The sequence below is a fragment of the Pusillimonas sp. genome (assembly GCF_029263785.1).
Classification (GTDB): Bacteria; Pseudomonadota; Gammaproteobacteria; order Burkholderiales; family Burkholderiaceae_B; genus Pusillimonas.
On record NZ_JAJUFE010000045.1, the window covers coordinates 1 to 19504 of the forward strand.

Annotated in this window: 18 protein-coding genes; all 18 read left to right on the plus strand. The window is 56.3% G+C overall.

Translation table 11 applies throughout. The annotated features are described in order from the left end of the window. On the plus strand, window positions 1–661 hold a 661-nt coding region (locus Q1J88_RS10265; protein WP_301117566.1), incomplete at its 5' end, for a porin. Between the two features lie 680 nt (window positions 662–1341). Continuing rightward, window positions 1342–2463, plus strand: a complete 1122-nt coding sequence (locus Q1J88_RS10270; protein ID WP_301117567.1) for a porin — start codon at window positions 1342–1344, stop codon at window positions 2461–2463. Window positions 2464–2753: 290 nt separating this feature from the next. Beyond that, window positions 2754–3920: a porin gene (locus Q1J88_RS10275; RefSeq protein WP_301117568.1), complete on the plus strand. Its 1167-nt coding sequence runs from the start codon at window positions 2754–2756 to the stop codon at window positions 3918–3920. 400 nt (window positions 3921–4320) lie between these two features. Further along, window positions 4321–4680 carry an NADH-quinone oxidoreductase subunit A gene (locus Q1J88_RS10280; protein ID WP_301117569.1) on the plus strand — a complete coding sequence of 120 codons (360 nt, stop codon included), beginning with the start codon at window positions 4321–4323 and terminating at the stop codon, window positions 4678–4680. A 99-nt stretch (window positions 4681–4779) separates the two neighbouring features. Continuing rightward, entirely contained in the window at window positions 4780–5256 is a 477-nt protein-coding gene (locus Q1J88_RS10285; protein ID WP_017524972.1) for an NADH-quinone oxidoreductase subunit B family protein, read from the plus strand. A gap of 46 nt (window positions 5257–5302) precedes the next feature. After that, complete coding sequence (locus Q1J88_RS10290; protein ID WP_301117571.1) at window positions 5303–5914, plus strand: NADH-quinone oxidoreductase subunit C; 612 nt, start codon at window positions 5303–5305, stop codon at window positions 5912–5914. Between the two features lie 2 nt (window positions 5915–5916). Further along, window positions 5917–7173 (plus strand): NADH-quinone oxidoreductase subunit D, encoded by a 1257-nt coding sequence (locus tag Q1J88_RS10295; RefSeq protein ID WP_301117572.1) that lies wholly within the window; start codon window positions 5917–5919, stop codon window positions 7171–7173. A gap of 51 nt (window positions 7174–7224) precedes the next feature. Continuing rightward, on the plus strand, window positions 7225–7719 hold the full coding sequence (nuoE, locus tag Q1J88_RS10300; RefSeq protein WP_301117573.1) for an NADH-quinone oxidoreductase subunit NuoE: 495 nt from the start codon (window positions 7225–7227) through the stop codon (window positions 7717–7719). Next, window positions 7716–9089: an NADH-quinone oxidoreductase subunit NuoF gene (gene nuoF / locus Q1J88_RS10305; protein ID WP_301117574.1), complete on the plus strand. Its 1374-nt coding sequence runs from the start codon at window positions 7716–7718 to the stop codon at window positions 9087–9089. Before nuoE ends, nuoF begins: the two co-directional genes overlap by 4 nt. Window positions 9090–9102: 13 nt before the next feature. After that, window positions 9103–11430, plus strand: a complete 2328-nt coding sequence (gene nuoG / locus Q1J88_RS10310; protein WP_301117575.1) for an NADH-quinone oxidoreductase subunit NuoG — start codon at window positions 9103–9105, stop codon at window positions 11428–11430. Beyond that, window positions 11431–12504: an NADH-quinone oxidoreductase subunit NuoH gene (gene nuoH, locus Q1J88_RS10315; RefSeq protein ID WP_301117577.1), complete on the plus strand. Its 1074-nt coding sequence runs from the start codon at window positions 11431–11433 to the stop codon at window positions 12502–12504. A gap of 17 nt (window positions 12505–12521) precedes the next feature. Beyond that, a complete protein-coding gene (nuoI, locus tag Q1J88_RS10320; protein WP_301117578.1) occupies window positions 12522–13010 on the plus strand; it encodes an NADH-quinone oxidoreductase subunit NuoI in 489 nt (162 codons plus the stop codon). A gap of 16 nt (window positions 13011–13026) precedes the next feature. Then, window positions 13027–13641, plus strand: a complete 615-nt coding sequence (locus Q1J88_RS10325) for an NADH-quinone oxidoreductase subunit J (RefSeq protein WP_301117579.1) — start codon at window positions 13027–13029, stop codon at window positions 13639–13641. Further along, window positions 13638–13946, plus strand: coding sequence for an NADH-quinone oxidoreductase subunit NuoK (gene nuoK, locus Q1J88_RS10330; protein ID WP_301117580.1), 309 nt, complete (start codon window positions 13638–13640; stop codon window positions 13944–13946). The genes Q1J88_RS10325 and nuoK overlap by 4 nt, the downstream gene beginning before the upstream one ends. Before the next feature lie 16 nt (window positions 13947–13962). Then, the gene (nuoL, locus tag Q1J88_RS10335; protein ID WP_301117581.1) at window positions 13963–15954 is read left to right on the plus strand and encodes an NADH-quinone oxidoreductase subunit L; all 1992 of its coding nucleotides are present in this window, start codon (window positions 13963–13965) and stop codon (window positions 15952–15954) included. After that, entirely contained in the window at window positions 15951–17453 is a 1503-nt protein-coding gene (locus tag Q1J88_RS10340; RefSeq protein WP_301117582.1) for an NADH-quinone oxidoreductase subunit M, read from the plus strand. Before nuoL ends, Q1J88_RS10340 begins: the two co-directional genes overlap by 4 nt. 12 nt (window positions 17454–17465) lie before the next feature. After that, a complete protein-coding gene (gene nuoN, locus Q1J88_RS10345) occupies window positions 17466–18950 on the plus strand; it encodes an NADH-quinone oxidoreductase subunit NuoN (protein WP_301117583.1) in 1485 nt (494 codons plus the stop codon). Between the two features lie 8 nt (window positions 18951–18958). Further along, window positions 18959–19504: DUF2818 family protein (locus Q1J88_RS10350; protein ID WP_301117584.1), on the plus strand; the 546-nt coding region annotated here is incomplete at its 3' end.

Below are 19504 nucleotides of genomic sequence, written 5' to 3' on the forward strand. Positions count from 1 at the left end.
CTACCAGACACCGAAGTTTTCCGGATTTCAATTAGGTTTGAACTATTCGTTCTCTGGCGAAGGCGACCAGGAATTTAAAACCAGTGGTGGCGACGAGCCAAACGACGTTGCATGGGGTGTGGCACTTCGCTATGGCAACGGCCCGATTGAACTTGGCCTGTCATACGACCAGTACAAAACCTCCGAAGTTCGTGTAGACGGCATCGGTGGCGATCGCGACACTTCCATCAAGTCGTGGAACCTGGCAGGCGCCTACGATTTTGATGTCGTTAAACTTCATGCTGGTGTGGGCCAGACCCGCAACGGCTGGTTCAAGCATGTCTCTGCCATCGACTATCGTCAGATTGATGGAACCGCAGACATGGAAGGCCGCATGAGCTGGGGCGCCGATAACGACGCAAAGGTCAATTCGTACACGTTGGGACTTAGCGCGCCTGTCGGCGCCAACGGAAAGGTGCTGGCATCGTGGGTAATGGCTGATCCCAAGAACGGTTTCAGTGATTTCCAGCGCGATAAGCAACACATCTATAGCTTGGGCTATACCTACAAACTGTCCAAGCGCACCAACTTGTACGCACTGGGCTCCTACGGCACGGGCATCCATTTCTACGATGATTTGAAGGCCACTCAATTCGCCGTCGGTCTGCGCCACCAGTTCTAAGCGAACTTTTGCGGCAACTGCGAAAAGGTCGGGGTCGGTGTTCGATCCCCGGCCTTTTTTTGTTTCGGCTTCAAGGGAGGATAGGGCGGCTTAGTGCGTTACCTGGGCAGGATGCTGGCCACGGAACGATTTGCGGTGCATCTGTGACACGGCGTAGGCGGCCGTATTTTGGCAGAAGGGTATGTTGTGACCGATTTCACGTGTTAATGGCCCCCTTCATAAGCGGAGGTCAAAAATTATCGTTTCGTCGCGTGCGAGAGAATATGGGGACTAACCCGTAGGTCTTTGAAAGGAAAAAGAATTTACTGCAATGCAATGTATGCGAGTATTAAGGCGGGCTCAGTTAAATAAGCTGAAAAAATGTTAAATATCAGTGTGTTAGATCTTTTTATGGAGTGCAGCCGGAAGAACTCCGTGCTGACTGAGCGATTTTCAATCAAAACTTATGCGGTGCGGCATCGGGCACACGCCATCAATCACCCCAAAATAGTTGCGAGAAAACAACGATAATGTTGCATTAAAGTGACATAAACAAGACTGGAGTAACGTTTTTCGTACGTCTTCATAGCCACCAATCCGGATTTTTGTTCGAATGTATTTAACTACCGCTTGCGGAGTTTTACAGGCAGTAAGGCATTAGTACTTTGCTGCCAGCAATCAAATCTACGGAGATTTACAACATGAAAAAGAGTCTGCTAGTTGCTGCTCTGATTACTGGTTTTGCCGGTGTCGCTCAAGCCGAAACCTCGGTCACCCTCTACGGTATCGTTGACGGCGGCATCGCTTACGAGCGGGTTAAGGGCACGGTCAACGGCGCCGATTACAAAGGTACGCGCACAGGCGTGCTCAGCGGTGGCCAGTCGAGCAACCGCTGGGGCCTGAAAGGCACCGAAGATCTGGGTAATGGCTTGCAAGCTGTTTTCGTCCTGGAAAACGGCTTTGATCTGGGCACCGGCGTAGCCAGCCAAGACCGTCGCATGTTCGGTCGCCAAGCAACGGTCGGCCTGAAGTCCGAAGCTTGGGGCCAGCTTGATTTCGGCCGTCAGACCAACATCGCCTCTAAGTACTTTGCGCGTGTCGCTAGCCCCTTCGGCACTGATTTCTCGAATGCACGCGTCGGTACCACGTTCGGTGCGGCCGATAGCGTTCGCTACGACAATATGGTCATGTACCAAACCCCCAACTTCTCGGGCTTCCAGTTTGGTGTTGGCTATTCATTTAACAATGACGGCAACCAACGGTTCAAGCAGAGCGGTGGCGAGCAGCCCAACAACCGTGCTTGGACGACCGGCCTTCGCTATGCAAACGGCCCTCTCGCCGCTGCACTGACCTACGACCAACTGAAAACCAACGATCTGCCCGCATCGCCCGCAGCTGATCGTGACGTGAGCATCAAGTCCTGGAACCTCGGGGCCAGCTACGATTTCGAAATCGTTAAGTTGCACGCTGGTTTCGGTCAATCGCGTAACGGCTGGCTTACCGACATTGAGTATGCCGACGTCTCGTTGGGCGATGGATACATTGTCAACGATGGCATGAAAGTGAACTCGTACACCGTGGGTCTGAGCGCCCCGGTTGGCGCAAACAGCCAGATTCTGGCTTCGTGGGGCATGGCCGATCCTAAGAACGGCGGCGTCTACAACGTTAATGACAAGAAGCAACAGGCGTACAGCTTGGGCTACACCTATGCACTATCCAAGCGCACGAACGTGTACGCGCTGGGTTCGTACATCAAGAATGTGGCTTTCCAAGAGAATCTGAAAGCAACTCAGATTGGTCTGGGCCTGCGTCACCAGTTCTAATTGCAGCAAGGGCGGTTACGCCATGACTCGACAGAGGCTTTCCGTTACATAGAAAGCCCTGTCGGCAACACGAGCTTACGTTTCGTGCACTTAAAACCACTCCTCGGAGTGGTTTTTCTTTTAAAAGAGCCGGGCAGAGGTTTAGCATTTGATTTGTGAACGGCGCGTTTCAAGTTTTATTGCAACAGCCCTCATGTCCCAGGCGGCGGACTACATATAGCAGAAAAATATCTGCACTGTCGCTAAATCAAATCGGATCAGATCAAATCAAATCTACGGAGATTCCTCAAATGAAAAAGACTCTGCTCGCTGCAGCGCTCGCTACCGGGTTCGGCTTTGCCGTCGGTGCGGCTCACGCAGAAACGTCGGTCACCCTTTACGGTATCGTTGACGGGGGTATCGGCTACCAGCAACTGAAGGGTACTTACACGACCACCGATCCGGCTACAGGTCTGCCTGTTGACGTTGATTACAACGGCAAACGCACGGGCATGATCAACGGCATCAACTCCGCCAACCGCTGGGGTCTGAAGGGTACGGAAGACCTGGGCAACGGCCTTCAGGCGGTCTTCGTACTTGAAAGCGGCTTTGATCTGGGTACCGGTGTGTCGGGTCAGTCCCTGGGTAACTCCAACCGCATGTTTGGTCGTCAGGCTACCGTTGGTCTTCAGTCGGATGCATGGGGTCGCCTCGACCTCGGTCGTCAGACCAACATCGCCAGCAAGTACTTCGCAGGCATCGCCAGCCCGTTTGGCGTTGACTTTGGTCAAGCTGCTGCCGGTGCGACGTTCAACTCGGCTGCAAGCCTGCGCTACGACAACATGGTCATGTACCAGACCCCAAGCTACTCGGGCTTCCAGTTCGGTATCGGTTATTCGTTCAACGCCAACGGTCCTCAGGGCTTCCGTCAAAGCGGTGGTGATGACCCCAATACTCACGCCTGGACTACCGGTCTGCGGTACGACAACGGCCCCATCGGCGTTGCCGCTACCTATGATCAGTTTGAGTCGCCGGATGCTTTCGCCGACGGAACGCCCAATCCTGATGGCGGCGTGAAGGTCAAGTCGTGGAACGTGGGCGCCAGCTATGACTTCCAGGTTGTCAAGCTGCACGCCGGCTTTGGTCAGACCCGTAACGGCTGGTTCCAGGGCATCACCTTCGCTGACCTGGACGCCACCGGCGCCTTGATGGCCAACGACGGCATGCGCGTCAATTCGTACACCGTAGGTCTGAGCGCTCCCGTCGGTGCCGGTCAGGTCATGGCGTCGTGGGGCATGGCTGATCCGCGCGGCACCGTCGGTGACGACGAGAAGCAAAACATCTACAGCCTGGGTTACACCTATCCGCTGTCCAAGCGTACCAATGTGTACGCGGTGGGTTCGTATGCCAAGAATGTGGCCTTCCAGGACGATCTGAAGTCGACCCTGGTTGGTGTGGGTGTGCGCCACCAGTTCTAAGTGCCTGGCTGACGGAGGCCGCCTAACGTTGATTCATCACCCCGATGGAAATTGGCGGTCTTCGCAGCAGCGATTTAGGATTACTGTTGTATAAAGCCCTCTTCTGTTTTCGGCGGAAGAGGGCTTTTTTGTAAAAGAAGCAGACGCGCAGGAGTTGCGCTCGGGTGGTTCGTGCTCGAGGAAACGGCGCACGGGATAGCCTTGGCAAGAGCGCTATATTGAGTGTGCTGAAGGTTTTGGCAGGACGTTCAAGCCGTGTTGTGAAAATCCCGGCAGCTGCTGCGTTCGGCGTGAAGTTCGCATTCCTTGCAGGCGGGTTGCCGGGTTGGCGGCGCAGGGCTACGAGCGCGCCCAAAATGCTACAATCCTATAGTTTACTTATCGTGATTGGAAGTTGGGCATGAACCTGCAACAGTATTTCCCTGTCTTGCTGTTTATTATTGTTGCCACCCTGATAGGTTTTGCGCTTTTGACTGTGGGTCGCGTGCTTGGTCCACACCGTCCCGACGACGAAAAGCTTTCTGCATACGAATGCGGGTTCGAGGCTTTTGACGATTCGCGCATGAAATTCGACGTGCGTTATTATCTCGTCGCCATTTTGTTCATTCTCTTCGATCTTGAAATCGCCTTTCTATTCCCCTGGGCCATCGCCAATGACACGGTGGGCCTGGTTGGCTTCTGGACGGTAATGGTGTTTCTGGCGGTGCTCACCGTCGGGTTCGTCTACGAGTGGAAAAAAGGCGCGCTCGATTGGGAGTAGCGCGCAGGCAATCATCGCGGCTGGGTCCGCATCGCAAATTCTCGGCACGGCTCTACCGGTTTGCTGTGCCCTTCGCTGTACAAGCGTTAAGGCAAAATCATGGCTATTGACGGCATTCTCAAAGAAGGTTTCATCACCACCAGTGCGGACAAGTTCCTTAACTGGGCCAAGACAGGTTCGTTGTGGCCCATGACCTTTGGGCTTGCTTGCTGTGCAGTCGAAATGATGCACGCAGGTGCCGCCCGATACGACCTTGACCAATTTGGCATTATCTTTCGTCCCAGTCCCCGCCAGTCTGACCTGATGATTGTGGCGGGCACCTTGTGCAACAAGATGGCCCCCGCACTGCGTAAGGTTTACGACCAGATGCCCGAGCCTCGCTGGGTGGTTTCGATGGGCTCGTGTGCTAACGGGGGCGGGTATTACCACTATTCTTATTCCGTTGTGCGGGGTTGCGACAGAATCGTCCCCGTCGATGTTTACGTGCCGGGCTGTCCACCGACGGCCGAGGCCCTGGTCTATGGTCTGCTGCAAATGCAGAACAAGATTCGCCTTACGAACACGATCGCGCGCTAGCCATGAGCGGCTTCCGATCATTTCCCTCAACGGCTAATGGCTTGCTATGACCCGGCTTGAAACTCTTAAAACCAATTTGCTGGCGCAGTTCGGCGAGGACGCGGCCCTGACCGAAGCGCTGAACGAACTTACGCTCGAAATCAGTCCCGATCAGTGGGTTGACGCCTGCACTACGTTGCGCGATCAGCCTTCTCTTGACTTTGCTACCTGCATCGATCTGTGTGCGGTCGACTACTCCACGTGGGGCCAACCGGCATTTGGCTGGCCCCTGCCCGAGTTCCCGCGCCGGTACGCGGTGGTGCTGCACCTGATCTCGATTACCCACAATTGGCGCCTGCGTGTCCGCACCTGGGTAGCGAACGATGACTTCCCCGTCCTGCCGACTTTGGTAGATGTGTGGCCGAGCGTGAACTGGTTCGAGCGTGAAGCGTTTGACCTTTTCGGCGTTGTTTTCGAAGGGCATCCAGACCTGCGCCGCATCCTTACCGATTACGGCTTCATCGGTCACCCGTTCCGCAAGGATTTCCCGCTGTCCGGTCACGTTGAAATGCGTTACGACACCGAGCAAAAGCGGGTTATATATCAGCCGGTGACCATCGAGCCCCGAGAGATCACGCCTCGCATCGTTCGCGAAGAAGGTTACGGAATAGAGCGTTAAACATGGCAGAACTGAAAACCTACAACCTCAACTTCGGACCCCAGCACCCTGCTGCGCACGGAGTGTTGCGGCTGGTGCTTGAGCTGGACGGTGAAGTCATCCAGCGCGCCGACCCGCATATCGGTCTGTTGCACCGGGCTACTGAAAAGCTTGCCGAGCACAAGACCTATATTCAGGCGCTGCCATATATGGATCGCCTGGATTATGTCTCGATGATGTGCAACGAGCACGCCTATGTCATGGCAATCGAGAAGCTGCTTGGCATCGAAGTGCCTCTGCGCGCGCAGTACATTCGCGTCATGTTTGACGAAATCACCCGAATCCTCAACCACCTGATGTCCATCGGTTCGCATGGACTTGACGTGGGGGCAATGGCGGTGTTTTTGTATGCGTTTCGCGAGCGTGAAGACCTGATGGACTGCTATGAAGCGGTGTCGGGTGCTCGCATGCACGCGGCTTACTATCGTCCGGGCGGCGTATATCGCGACTTACCTGACTCCATGCCGCAGTACGGCGAAAGCAGCAAGTATCGCGGCGAAAAAGAACTCAAGGCGATGAATGAAGCGCGCTCGGGTTCGTTACTGGACTTTATCGAAGACTTCACCAATCGCTTCCCCGCTTGCGTTGACGAGTACGAAACCCTGTTGACCGACAATCGCATCTGGAAGCAACGCCTGGTCGACGTCGGTATCGTTGACCCGGAACGGGCCAAGGCGCTGGGCTTTACCGGCCCCATGCTCCGCGGTTCAGGTGTCGAGTGGGATCTTCGCAAGATGGAGCCGTACGAGGTCTACGATCGGCTCGATTTCGACATTCCGGTGGGCGTCAACGGCGATTGCTACGATCGCTATCTGGTGCGTGTGGCGGAAATGCGTGAAAGCAATCGCATCATTCGCCAGTGCGTTGAGTGGCTCCGAAATAATCCGGGGCCGGTCATTACTGACAACCACAAAGTTGCGCCACCTTCGCGCGAACGCATGAAGCTTGGCATGGAAGACCTTATCCACCATTTCAAGCTGTTCACCGAAGGCATGCACGTACCCCGAGGCGAAGCGTATGCGGCGGTCGAGCATCCCAAGGGCGAATTCGGTACCTATATTGTGTCCGACGGCGCCAACAAACCTTATCGCCTCAAGATCCGTGCGCCCGGCTTCGTGCATCTGGCTGCGCTTGACGAAATGTCGCGCGGTCACATGATCGCCGATGCCGTCACCATCATTGGCACGCTGGACATCGTGTTCGGCGAGATCGACCGTTAGAGTTACCAGGACCTGAGCGGTGCCCAACCAGGTATAAACCGGATTCAAATTATGCTGCTTTCCGAACAAGCCTACCGAAAAATCGACGCGGAGCTGACCAAGTTCCCCGACGATCAAAAGCAATCGGCCATCATGGCGGCGCTTGCCTTCGCGCAGGACGAAAAAGGCTGGCTTTCTACAGAAGTCATAGAAGACATTGCGAACTACTTGAATGTGCCACCTATTGCCGTGCAAGAGGTCGCCACGTTTTACAACATGTTCGACACCCAGCCGGTAGGCCGTTTCAAGATCACGGTTTGTACCAACCTGCCGTGCGCACTGCGCGATGGCGTCAAGACCGCCGATTACATCAGCAAGAAGCTGGGCATCGGTTTCAACGAAACCACCCCGGACGGCCTGTTCACCCTGAAGGAAGGCGAGTGCATGGGTGCTTGCGGTGATTCGCCCGTATTGCTGCTCAATAACAAGCACATGTGTGTGCGCATGGAGCCCGAAAAAATCGATGCCATGCTCGACGAACTCAATCGAATCGGAGAATCGGCATGAACGCTCCGGAACTCAACGTACTCAAGAAATTTGGGCAGGGCCTCGAGATTGCGCCTGACGGCGACCTGTCACGCAGCATGATCTTTCATGGGCGTCATATCAAGCCCCAGATCGTCGCCGACCTGAATGGCGAAAACTGGCGTCTCGAAGACTACGTCAAACGTGGCGGCTATGAGGGTCTGCGCAAGATTCTTACTACCCGCATGAAGCCGGAAGACGTCATCGCCGAAGTCAAGACATCGGCCTTGCGGGGTCGTGGTGGTGCAGGGTTTCCTACCGGCCTGAAATGGAGCTTCATGCCGCGTAGTTTGCCTGGCCAGAAGTATCTGGTCTGTAACTCTGACGAAGGCGAGCCCGGTACATTCAAAGATCGCGACATCCTGCGCTTCAATCCGCATATTGTGATCGAAGGCATGGCGATCGCGGCTTACGCGATGGGCATCAGTGTCGGATATAACTACATTCACGGCGAGATCTTTGAAGTGTACGACCGCTTCGAAGAAGCTCTTCGCGAAGCGCGTGAAGCGGGCTTTCTCGGTGACAATATCCTCGGCTCCGACTTCAGTTTCGAACTGCACGCTTTCCATGGTTACGGTGCCTACATTTGCGGCGAAGAAACCGCGCTGCTTGAATCGCTGGAAGGCAAGAAAGGCCAGCCGCGTTTCAAGCCGCCGTTCCCTGCCAGCTTTGGCCTGTATGGCAAGCCAACCACGGTAAACAACACCGAGACTTTCGCGGCTGTGCCGTGGATATTCCGCAATAGCGGTCAGGCCTATCTCGAGACCGGGTTGCCTAATAACGGCGGCACCAAACTTTTCTCTGTCTCGGGAGACGTAGAACTGCCTGGAAACTACGAAGTACCGCTGGGCACTCCTTTTGCCGAGTTGCTTGAGCTGGCCGGCGGAATGCGCGGAGGTCGCAAGCTCAAGGCAGTGATTCCGGGCGGTTCGAGTGCACCGGTCTTGCCCGGCGACATCATGATGCAGACAACCCTGGATTACGACAGTATTGCCAAGGCAGGGTCCATGCTGGGATCGGGTGCGGTCATCGTCATGGACGAGACCCGCTGCATGGTCAAGTCGTTGTTGCGGCTTTCGTATTTCTATTACGAGGAAAGCTGCGGCCAATGTACGCCGTGCCGCGAGGGAACCGGCTGGTTGTATCGCATGATCCATCGTATTGAAAACGGCCAGGGCCGACCCGAGGACCTTGAGGTGCTTGACTCGGTCGCTTCCAACATCATGGGCCGCACCATTTGTGCCTTGGGCGACGCGGCAGCCATGCCAGTGCGTAGCTTCATCAAGCATTTCCGCGACGAGTTCGCACACCACATCGAGCACAAGAGCTGCGTGGTGCCTAAATATCTGTAGGTCAGGACAAGCAATGGTTGAAATCACCATAGACGGCAACAAGGTTGAAGTGCCCGAAGGCAGCATGGTCATGCATGCGGCCCATAAGTTGGGTCTTTACGTGCCGCATTTTTGCTATCACAAGAAGCTCTCCATCGCAGCGAACTGCCGCATGTGCCTGGTCGAGGTCGAAAAAGCGCCCAAGCCCATGCCGGCCTGCGCGACACCGGCCACCAATGGCATGGTGGTGCATACGTGCTCTGAAAAAGCAGTCGCCGCTCAGAAAAGCGTCATGGAATTCCTGCTGATCAATCACCCGCTCGATTGCCCGGTCTGTGATCAGGGCGGTGAGTGTCAGCTGCAAGACCTTGCGGTGGGGTACGGGGCTTCGGCCTCGCGCTACAAGGAAGAGAAGCGTGTGGTGTTCCATAAGCCCATGGGGCCACTCATTTCCGCCGAAGAAATGCCGCGGTGCATCCACTGCACGCGCTGTGTGCGTTTTGGTCAGGAAATCGGCGGCATCATGGAACTGGGCATGTTGCACCGGGGCGAGCATTCCGAGATCACGTCCTTCGTCGGTCGTGCGGTGGAGTCCGAGCTGTCGGGCAACATGATCGACATCTGCCCGGTTGGTGCGCTGACATCGAAACCCTTCCGCTTTGCAGCGCGGACCTGGGAACTTGCGCGTCGCCGCTCGGTAAGCCCGCATGACAGCCTGGGTGCCAACCTGGTTGTTCAAGTCAAGGATCACCGCGTCTTGCGAGTTGTGCCCTTCGAGAACGAAGAGGTCAATGAATGCTGGATCAGTGACCGCGATCGCTTCTCATACACGGGTCTTTACACGCAGGATCGCCTTGCCCATCCGATGGTGCGCGATGCCTCAGGGCAATGGCACGAGGCTTCCTGGAGCGATGCACTTCAGGCTGCGGTGCGCGGCATCAGCAAGGTCTGCGAAGACCATGGCGCGGAACAGCTGGGTGCTGTCGGAGCCCATACTGCCACGGTTGAAGAGCTTGCCTTGCTGGCACGCCTGACCCGCAGCCTGGGCTCGGACAACATCGATTTTCGCTTGCGTTATAACGATCCAGGCTTTTCCCACGCCGTGCCGGGCGTACCCTGGCTGGGCATGTCCATCGAAGAGTTCGCCGAACTGGATCGCGTATTGGTCGTGGGTTCTTTCCTGCGCAAAGATCATCCTCTGCTGGCACAGCGTCTGCGGCAAGCCGCCAAGCACGGTACCCAGATTGCTTTCATTGACAGCTCTGCCGACGACCCGCTGTTCCCTGTTGCCGCCCGGCAGCTTGTGGCACCGACAGGCATTCCCGATGCGATCGCGCAGGTGCTGGTTGCATGGGCGAAGGCCCATCAGCAATCCGTGCCCCAGGCACTGGCTTCTGTACAGGCAGGCGAAGAGGCAGAAGCCATCGCGGCGGCCTTGGCCGGCGGCGAAAAGGTGGCCGTCATGTTGGGCAATATGGCAGTGTCGTCGCCCCAGGCGTCCCTCATTGCAGCCAATGCCCAGGCGCTTGCACAGGCCATGGGGGCTAAGCTGGGCTTCCTGACCCCGGGTGGAAACACTGTTGGTGGCTACCTTGCCGGCGCCATACCCCAAGCGGGCGGACTCAACGCCGAGCAAATGCTTCAGGGCGCGCTGAAGGGGTATATCGTTCTGCATGCCGAGCCTGCCCTCGATTCCGATAATGGCGCCAAAGCCATTGAGTCGCTAAAAAATGCGCAGTTCGCCGTTGCGCTGACCTCGTATTTCTCGGCTGCCGCCGACTGGGCCGACGTCATGTTGCCGATCGCGCCGTTTACCGAAACGTCCGGAACATTTGTGAACGCCGAAGGGCGTGCCCAAAGCTTCAAGGGCACTGCCGCTCCGTACGGAGACAGCCGGCCCGCATGGAAGGTGTTGCGCGTCATGGGCAACCTGCTCGAGCTGTCGGGCTTCGACGACGAGACGTCGGAATCCGTACGTGACACTGTGCTGGTCGACGGCATTCAGGAACGTCTGTCCAATCATGTCGTTGCGCCGGTTGGCCTGGGTGCAGCTGCACAAGGCTTGCAACGCGTTGCTGATGTTCCCATTTATCGAAGCGATGCGCTGGTGCGTCGTGCCGAACCCCTGCAGGAAACGCGTGATTCGCGTTTGCCCACAGCCCGCATGAATGCAGCGACCTTACAAGGTCTTGGCTTGAGTGATGGCGATTCCGTGCGTGTGCGCTCGGAGCAGGGCGAAGTCACCCTTACTGCCGAGCTCGATCCGGTCGTGGCCAATGGCGCAGTCAGGATTTCTGCGGCGTTTGCCCAGACCCTGCCGTTGGGTGCCTCCTTTGGCGAAATTTCGGTGGAGCGTGCATAAATGGACTGGTTGATTCAACTTGAAACCCTGGGTACCAGCCTGATCGGTCCCAGCGCCTGGTATGTGGTCTGGACGCTGGTCAAAGTGCTTGTGGTTGCCGTTCCCATCATTCTGTGCGTGGCATACCTGACGTATTGGGAACGCAAGATGATTGGCGCGATGCACGTGCGTCTTGGTCCGACCCGTGTCGGATTCCGCGGGCTGCTTCAGCCGTTTGCCGACGTGTTCAAACTGCTGACCAAAGAGCTCATCCTGCCAGCCAAGTCGAACAAGGTGCTGTTCATATTGGCTCCGGTGGTCACACTGATGCCGGCCCTGGCCGCCTGGGCAGTGGTGCCGTTCGGTCCTGACATGGTGTTGGCAAACGTGAACGCCGGTCTGCTTTACATCATGGCCATTACATCGTTGGGCGTTTATGGGGTCATCATCGCCGGCTGGGCTTCGAACTCCAAGTACGCGTTGCTCGGGGCCATGCGTGCATCGGCCCAGATGATCTCTTACGAACTGGCCATCGGCTTCGTACTGCTGACGGTGCTGTTGGTGTCGGGGTCGCTCAACATGAGTGAAATCGTGGTAGGGCAGTCAAGCGGCTGGTTTGCCGACCGTGGCGTGAACTTCCTTTCCTGGAACTGGTTGCCCCTGTTGCCGCTGTTTGTCATTTACGTCATTTCTGCCGTGGCGGAAACCAACCGGCACCCCTTTGACGTGGTCGAAGGTGAATCAGAGATCGTTGCCGGACATATGGTCGAATACTCGGGTACGGCCTTCGCGCTGTTCTTCCTGGGCGAATACGCCAACATGATTCTGCTGTCTGCCGTGGCGTCGATCATGTTCCTGGGCGGCTGGATGCCTCCGCTGGACATCGCGCCGCTGACATGGGTGCCGGGTTGGCTATGGCTGGGCATCAAGACTTTTTGTGTCGTCTCACTGTTCATTTGGTTCCGTGCAACCTTCCCGCGTTATCGCTATGACCAGATCATGCGTCTGGGCTGGAAGGTATTCATTCCGGTCACCGGCGTCTGGCTGGTGGTCGTGGCGATCTGGATGCAGACGCCATGGAACATTTGGCAATAGACTGACTGGGGCTAGATATGGAAGCTATCAAAGATTTCTTCGGCAGCCTGATGCTGTCCGAGATGCTCAAGGGTATGCGCCTGACCGGCAAGTATTTCTTCAAACGCAAGGTCACTCTGCGCTATCCGCAAGAAAAAACACCTGCTTCGCCTCGCTTCAGGGGTTTGCACGCCCTGCGTCGCTATCCCAATGGCGAAGAGCGTTGCATCGCCTGCAAGCTGTGCGAAGCAGTCTGCCCTGCACTTGCCATTACTATCGAGTCGCACGAGCGTGAAGACGGCTCGCGTCGCACGACCCGTTACGACATCGACCTGACAAAGTGCATTTTCTGTGGCTTTTGCGAAGAAAGCTGCCCGGTAGATTCCATCGTCGAAACTCATATGCACGAATATCACGGCGAGAAGCGGGGCGACCTGTACTACACCAAGGATATGCTCCTGGCGGTCGGTGACCGCTACGAAGCTGAAATTGCTCGCCGGCGCGAAGCTGACGCGCCTTACCGCTAATCTCGGGGCAATTCCCATGACTTTCTATTCTGTCCTGTTCTACATTCTGTCGTTCGTGCTGGTTTATGCGGCAATCCGGGTGATAGCGGCTCCCAACCCCATTACCGGTGTGCTGCATCTGATTCTGGCGTTCTTCAACGCCTCCATGCTTTGGGTCATGGCCGGCGCAGAATTCCTTGGCTTGCTTCTGGTGCTGGTGTATGTGGGCGCCGTCATGGTGTTGTTCCTGTTCGTGGTCATGATGCTTGACGTGCGGATGGAAAGCCTGCGCCGAGGCTTCAAGGCCTACATGGCGCTCGGTTCGCTCATCGGTCTGGTCATGGTGCTTGAACTTGCCTTTGTGCTGTACAGCCTGTGGAACGGTTATGGTCCACAAGCCCAGACCGGCGCCGACTTCAACAATACCTATGCATTGGGCAGCCTGATGTACAGCGAATATGTGTTCGCCGTGCAGGTAGGCGCCGTCATTCTGCTGGTCGGTATGGTTTCCGCCATCGCTCTGACCTTGCGCAAACGACGCGATGTCAAGCGTACCGACCCCGCCAAACAGGTGCGCGTACGCGCCAAGGACCGCGTGCGACTGGTCAGCATCCCGTCGCAGACTGAATCAACCGGCAAGGACACCAAATGACAATAACGCTGGCTCATTACCTGATACTGGGTGGCATACTCTTTGCCATCGGCGTGTTCGGCTTTTTCCTGAATCGCCGGAATCTCATCATTCTCCTGATGTCGATCGAGCTGATCCTGCTCGCCGCCAACTTCAATTTCGTCTCTTTCTCGACGTGGTTTGGCGATATGTCGGGTCAGGTGTTTGTCTTCTTCATCCTGACGGTGGCCGCAGCAGAAGCGGCGATTGGTTTGGCCATTCTCGTGTTGTTGTACCGCAACCTGAACACGATCAACGTCGAAGAACTTGACCAGCTTAAGGGTTGATGGGATTACCGATACTATGAGTTCAACCAGTCTTTACCTTGTTATTGCGCTGGCACCGCTGGTCGGAGCCTTGATTACGGGCCTGTTCGGAACGGGCTTTCTTGGCCGCTTCATTGGTCGCAGCGCCGCACACCTGATCACCATTCTTGGTGTGTTGATTTCATTTGTCGGATCGGTGGTCGTTCTGCTTCAGGTCCTCAACGGACAAACCTTTGACGGCACGGTTTATATCTGGAATGCCATTGGCAACGTACAGATCGAGATCGGCTTTCTGATCGATTCGCTCAGCGCGATGATGATGGTGGTAGTGACTTCGGTGTCACTGATGGTGCATATTTACACCATCGGCTACATGGCAGACGACCCGGGTTACCAGCGATTCTTTTCGTATATTTCGCTGTTCACGTTCTCGATGCTGATGCTGGTGATGTCCAACAACATGCTCCAGCTGTTCTTCGGCTGGGAAGCGGTTGGCCTGGTTTCGTATCTGCTGATCGGCTTCTGGTTCAAACGGCCTACGGCTATTTTCGCCAACATGAAGGCCTTTGTGATCAACCGGGTGGGTGACTTCGGCTTCATTCTTGGCATTGGCTTGCTTTTCGCGTACACCGGCAGCATGCATTATGGTCAGGTGTTCTCGCAGACCGAGCAGCTCGCAGGGCTCGCGTTCCCCGGAACCGATTGGCAATTGCTGACGGTTGCCTGCATTTCGCTGTTTATCGGTGCCATGGGTAAATCGGCCCAGGTACCGCTGCATAGCTGGCTGCCCGATTCGATGGAAGGCCCGACGCCAATCTCGGCCCTCATCCACGCAGCAACGATGGTGACGGCGGGCATTTTTATGGTGGCACGTTTCTCGCCGGTATTCGAGCTGTCCTCTACTGCTCTGGCGTTCATTATTGTCATTGGTGCAATTGGCGCCTTGTTTCTGGGCATTCTCGGCATCATTCAGAACGACATCAAGCGCGTCGTTGCCTATTCCACCTTGTCCCAATTGGGGTACATGACTGTCGCGCTGGGCGCTTCGGCTTACTCCGCCTCGGTCTTCCATCTGATGACCCACGCCTTCTTCAAGGCCTTGTTGTTCCTGGCAGCCGGCTCCGTCATCATCGGCATGCATCATGACCAGGACATCCGCAATATGGGCGGACTACGCAAGTACATGCCCATTACCTGGATCACCTTTTTGCTGGGTACGCTCGCGCTCGTGGGTACGCCTTTCTTCTCGGGCTTTTATTCCAAAGAGCACATCATTGAAGCCGCCGGGGCTGCCAACGTATGGGGCGCGACGTTTGCCTACTACGCAGTTCTCATCGGCGTATTCGTAACGTCCCTGTACTCCTTCCGCGTGTACTTCCTGGTATTCCACGGCAAAGAGCGTTTCGATACGCATGCCAAGGCATCGCATGACCATGATCATCATGGTGGTGTGCCTCATGAATCGCCCTGGGTGGTCACCTTGCCTCTGGTGCTGCTGGCGATACCTTCGGTGGTCGTAGGGGCTTGGCTGGTCGAACCCATGCTTTTCGGTGGATTCTTTGACGGTGTAATCAGCGTGTTGCCCGAACATCCGGCCATGGCCGAGATGGCCTCGCACTGGCATGGCTGGGTGGCCTATGCGCTGCACGGCTTTGTCACGGTCCCGTTCTGGCTCATGATTGCCGGTCTGGTGGTGGCCTGGTACTGCTACATGGTGAATCCCGCTGTTCCGGCGGCCATTCGCCGCCGCTTCTCGGGCGTATATAAGTTGCTCGAGAACAAGTACTACGCCGACTGGTTCAACGAGCAAGTGCTTTCCCGGCTGGCGCTGGCCCTGGGCCGCGGACTATGGCAGGGGGGTGATCGTGGTCTGATCGATGGCGTGATCGTTAACGGCAGCGCGCGCGTGGTCGGTTGGGTTGCCGCGATCAGCCGTCATCTGCAGTCCGGCTTTATCTATCACTACGCCTTTGCCATGATCATCGGCATCATGGCGTTCCTAACCTTTTTCGTGCTGACGGTTTATTGATGGCAAGCGACATGGCGTCTACTACTTTTCCCTGGCTGACTCTATCGATCTTTGTGCCGATCGTCGCTGGCCTGATTGTCTTGCTGATCGGACGTGACGATCGGCCCGGTCTGACCCGATGGCTGTCCCTTATCGGTTCGGTGCTGGGCCTGCTGGTGACACTGCCCCTGTATACAGGCTTCAATAACGCAACGGCCGACATGCAGTTTGTCGAAAAGACAAGCTGGATCGAAACCTTTGCCATCAATTACCACCTGGGCGTGGATGGCATTTCTCTCTGGTTTGTACTGCTTACCGCTTTCATCACCGTTATTGTGGTGTTGGCGGGCTGGGAGGTCATCAAGCAACGCATAGCTCAGTATATGGGCGCGTTCCTGATCTTGTCGGGCTTGATGGTGGGTGTGTTTGCCTCTCTTGACGGCATGCTGTTTTACGTGTTCTTTGAAGCCACACTCATTCCGATGTACCTGATCATCGGTGTGTGGGGTGGTCCAAATCGCGTCTACGCAGCTTTCAAGTTTTTCTTGTACACACTGCTTGGTTCATTGCTGACGCTGGTTGCGTTCATCTATTTATGGCATGCCGCCGACGGCTCGTTCGATATCCTGGCCTGGCATCAGCTGCCTCTGGGTGAAACTACACAAATTCTCGTTTTCCTGGCGCTGTTTGCCGCGTTTGCGGTGAAGGTGCCGATGTGGCCGGTGCATACCTGGTTGCCGGATGCCCACGTCGAGGCACCCACCGGGGGCTCGGTCGTGCTGGCGGCCATCATGCTCAAGCTTGGCGCGTATGGTTTCCTGCGCTTCTCCCTGCCTATTGCACCGGACGCGTCGCATAGCCTGGCCGGCCTGATGATTGCACTTTCCCTGATTGCAGTGATCTATATCGGTCTGGTCGCCATTGTGCAGGACGACATGAAGAAGCTGGTGGCGTATTCGTCCGTCGCTCACATGGGCTTTGTCACCCTGGGCTTTTTCCTGTTCAACACGGCGGGCCTCGAAGGCGCTATCGTGCAAATGATTTCGCACGGTTTTGTCTCGGGCGCCATGTTCCTGTGTATAGGTGTTCTGTACGATCGCATGCATACGCGCCGAATTGCGGATTATGGCGGCGTAATCAATGTGATGCCGCGTTTCGTGACCTTCTTCGTCCTGTTCTCGCTGGCCAATAGCGGGCTGCCCGCCACCAGTGGTTTTGTGGGCGAGTTTACGGTCATCATGGGTGCGGTCGAGTACAACTTCTGGATCGGGCTGCTTACCGCTACGGCCTTGATCTGGGCCGCCGTCTACTCCTTGTGGATGCTCAAGCGTGTGGCATTCGGCGAGATCGCCAACGATCAGGTGCGCGCCATGCCCGACCTCAGCGCCCGAGAGTTCTTTATTCTGGGAATCATGGCGGTCATGGTTCTGTACATGGGTATTCACCCCAAACCGTTTACGGACGTCATGCATGTGTCAGTACAGGCCCTCTTGCAGCACGTCTCCATTTCCAAACTGTAGGCCTGGATCACTATGCAAAATCAATTTCATTTCGCATTGGCACTGCCCGAGATTCTGCTCCTGGTCCTCACCGCGGCAATTCTGCTGATAGATGCTTTTTCCAAGGCTGCCACGCGCCATCTTACCTTTGTGCTTAGCCTGGGCACTTTGGTTGTGGTGGCCGCCGTCAGTGCCTGGCAGTGGTCGAACAACCTGCAAGGTTCGACCTTCCACGGTCTGTATGTTGTCGATCCCCTCGCTCATTTGCTGAAGATCGCTTCCTACATCGCGGTAGCCGTGACATTGATCTATGGTCGCACCTACGCCGAAGACCGGAACATGCTCAGCAACGGTGGAGAGCTGTACACACTGACACTGTTTGCCTTGCTGGGCCAGATGGTGATGATCTCGGCCGGCAACCTGCTGACCGTGTATCTTGGCGTAGAGCTGATGTCGTTTGCACTGTACGCGCTGATTGCGCTGCGCCGCGACCACGTGCCTGCCATCGAGTCGGCCATGAAGTACTTCGTGCTGGGGTCCCTGGCTTCCGGTGTGTTGTTGTATGGATTGTCGATGGTTTATGGCGCCACAGGGCATCTGGATATGGCTTTGGTCGCGCAGACCATTGCACAAGGCGACACTAACCAGATGGCACTGGTGTTTGGTGTGGTGTTCATCGTGGCCGGCCTGGCCTTCAAGCTTGGCGCAGTGCCCTTCCATATGTGGGTACCAGACGTCTATCATGGTGCGCCAACCTCTGTGACCTTGATCCTGGGCGCCGCCCCCAAAATCGCATCGTTCGCCGTCATGCTTCGTTTGCTTACCGAGGCGTTGCACGGGCTGGCTCTGGACTGGCAGCCGATGTTGTTGATCATGGCAGTGTTGTCGCTGGCAATCGGCAACCTTACCGCCATTGTGCAGACCAACTTCAAGCGTATGTTGGCGTACTCGACGATTTCACACATGGGCTTCGTCTTTTTGGGCCTGCTTTCCGGCGTGGTGGAAGACCACGCGGTGGCTACCGGCCAGGCGTATGGCTCGGCGCTCTTTTATGTTCTGACCTACGTACTGACTACCTTGTCGACGTTTGGTCTGATCTTGTTGTTGAGTCGACAAGGCTTTGATTGTGAGCGTATTTCTGACCTCAAGGGCCTGAACCAGCGCAGCCCGGTGCTGGCGGGTGTGCTGTTGGTATCGATGTTCTCGCTGACCGGCATTCCACCCATGGTGGGCTTTTACGCAAAGCTGGCCGTATTGCAGGCGTTGATTGGTGCAGGTTATGTGTCGATCGCCGTTGTCGCAGTCCTTTTCTCTCTGGTGGGTGCGTTCTACTATCTGCGCGTGGTCAAGATGGCGTATTTCGATGAGCCCGAGGGCGATACGCTTGCGGCTCCGGCAGGTATTTTGCCTAACGGCCTGATGTCCATCAATGGCCTGGCCATAATTGTGCTGGGTGTACTGCCCGGCGGCCTGATGGCCCTGTGCGTACGGGCGATTGAAACCTCGCTAGGGTTCTAGGGCCCGTCATGCCACAATCGCTTGCCGTCTGGATAGTCATTGTGCTTGCTTTTGCGACGGCAAGCCTTCCCTTTCTGCTGCAGCGTCATCTGCTCGCCCTGCCTTGGGCGCAACCGGGCGAACCAGCCCGCCCGGCGCTGCTGCGGATCTTCGAGTCGCTGGTTTTCTTTGCTTTGCTGATCGGCTGGTGCGGGCTCGCCCTGTATTGGATAGGGGATGCCTACATTGGCGCAGATGGCGCTTCTGCACTGGTCTTTTTGGCCAAGGTGCTGGGCGTACTTGTGCTGGGGGTTCTTCTCTTGGCGTACCCGGGCTACAGGAATCGTTCAGTATCGGTAGGTAAGCCCGTCATTGCGCGGCTGCTCGAAGTCCTGGTGCTGTACGTGATGGTCGGTACCATTGGCCTGGCCTTCGAGACCAATATCGGAAACCCTTTTGAGCAGGGCTGGGAGTTCTACGCCATTACGCTCAGCTTGTATCTGGTGCTGGCTTATCCTGGATTCGTCTTGCGATATTTGCTGCGACGCCAGCATGGCCGACGCCGCAAAACGGCC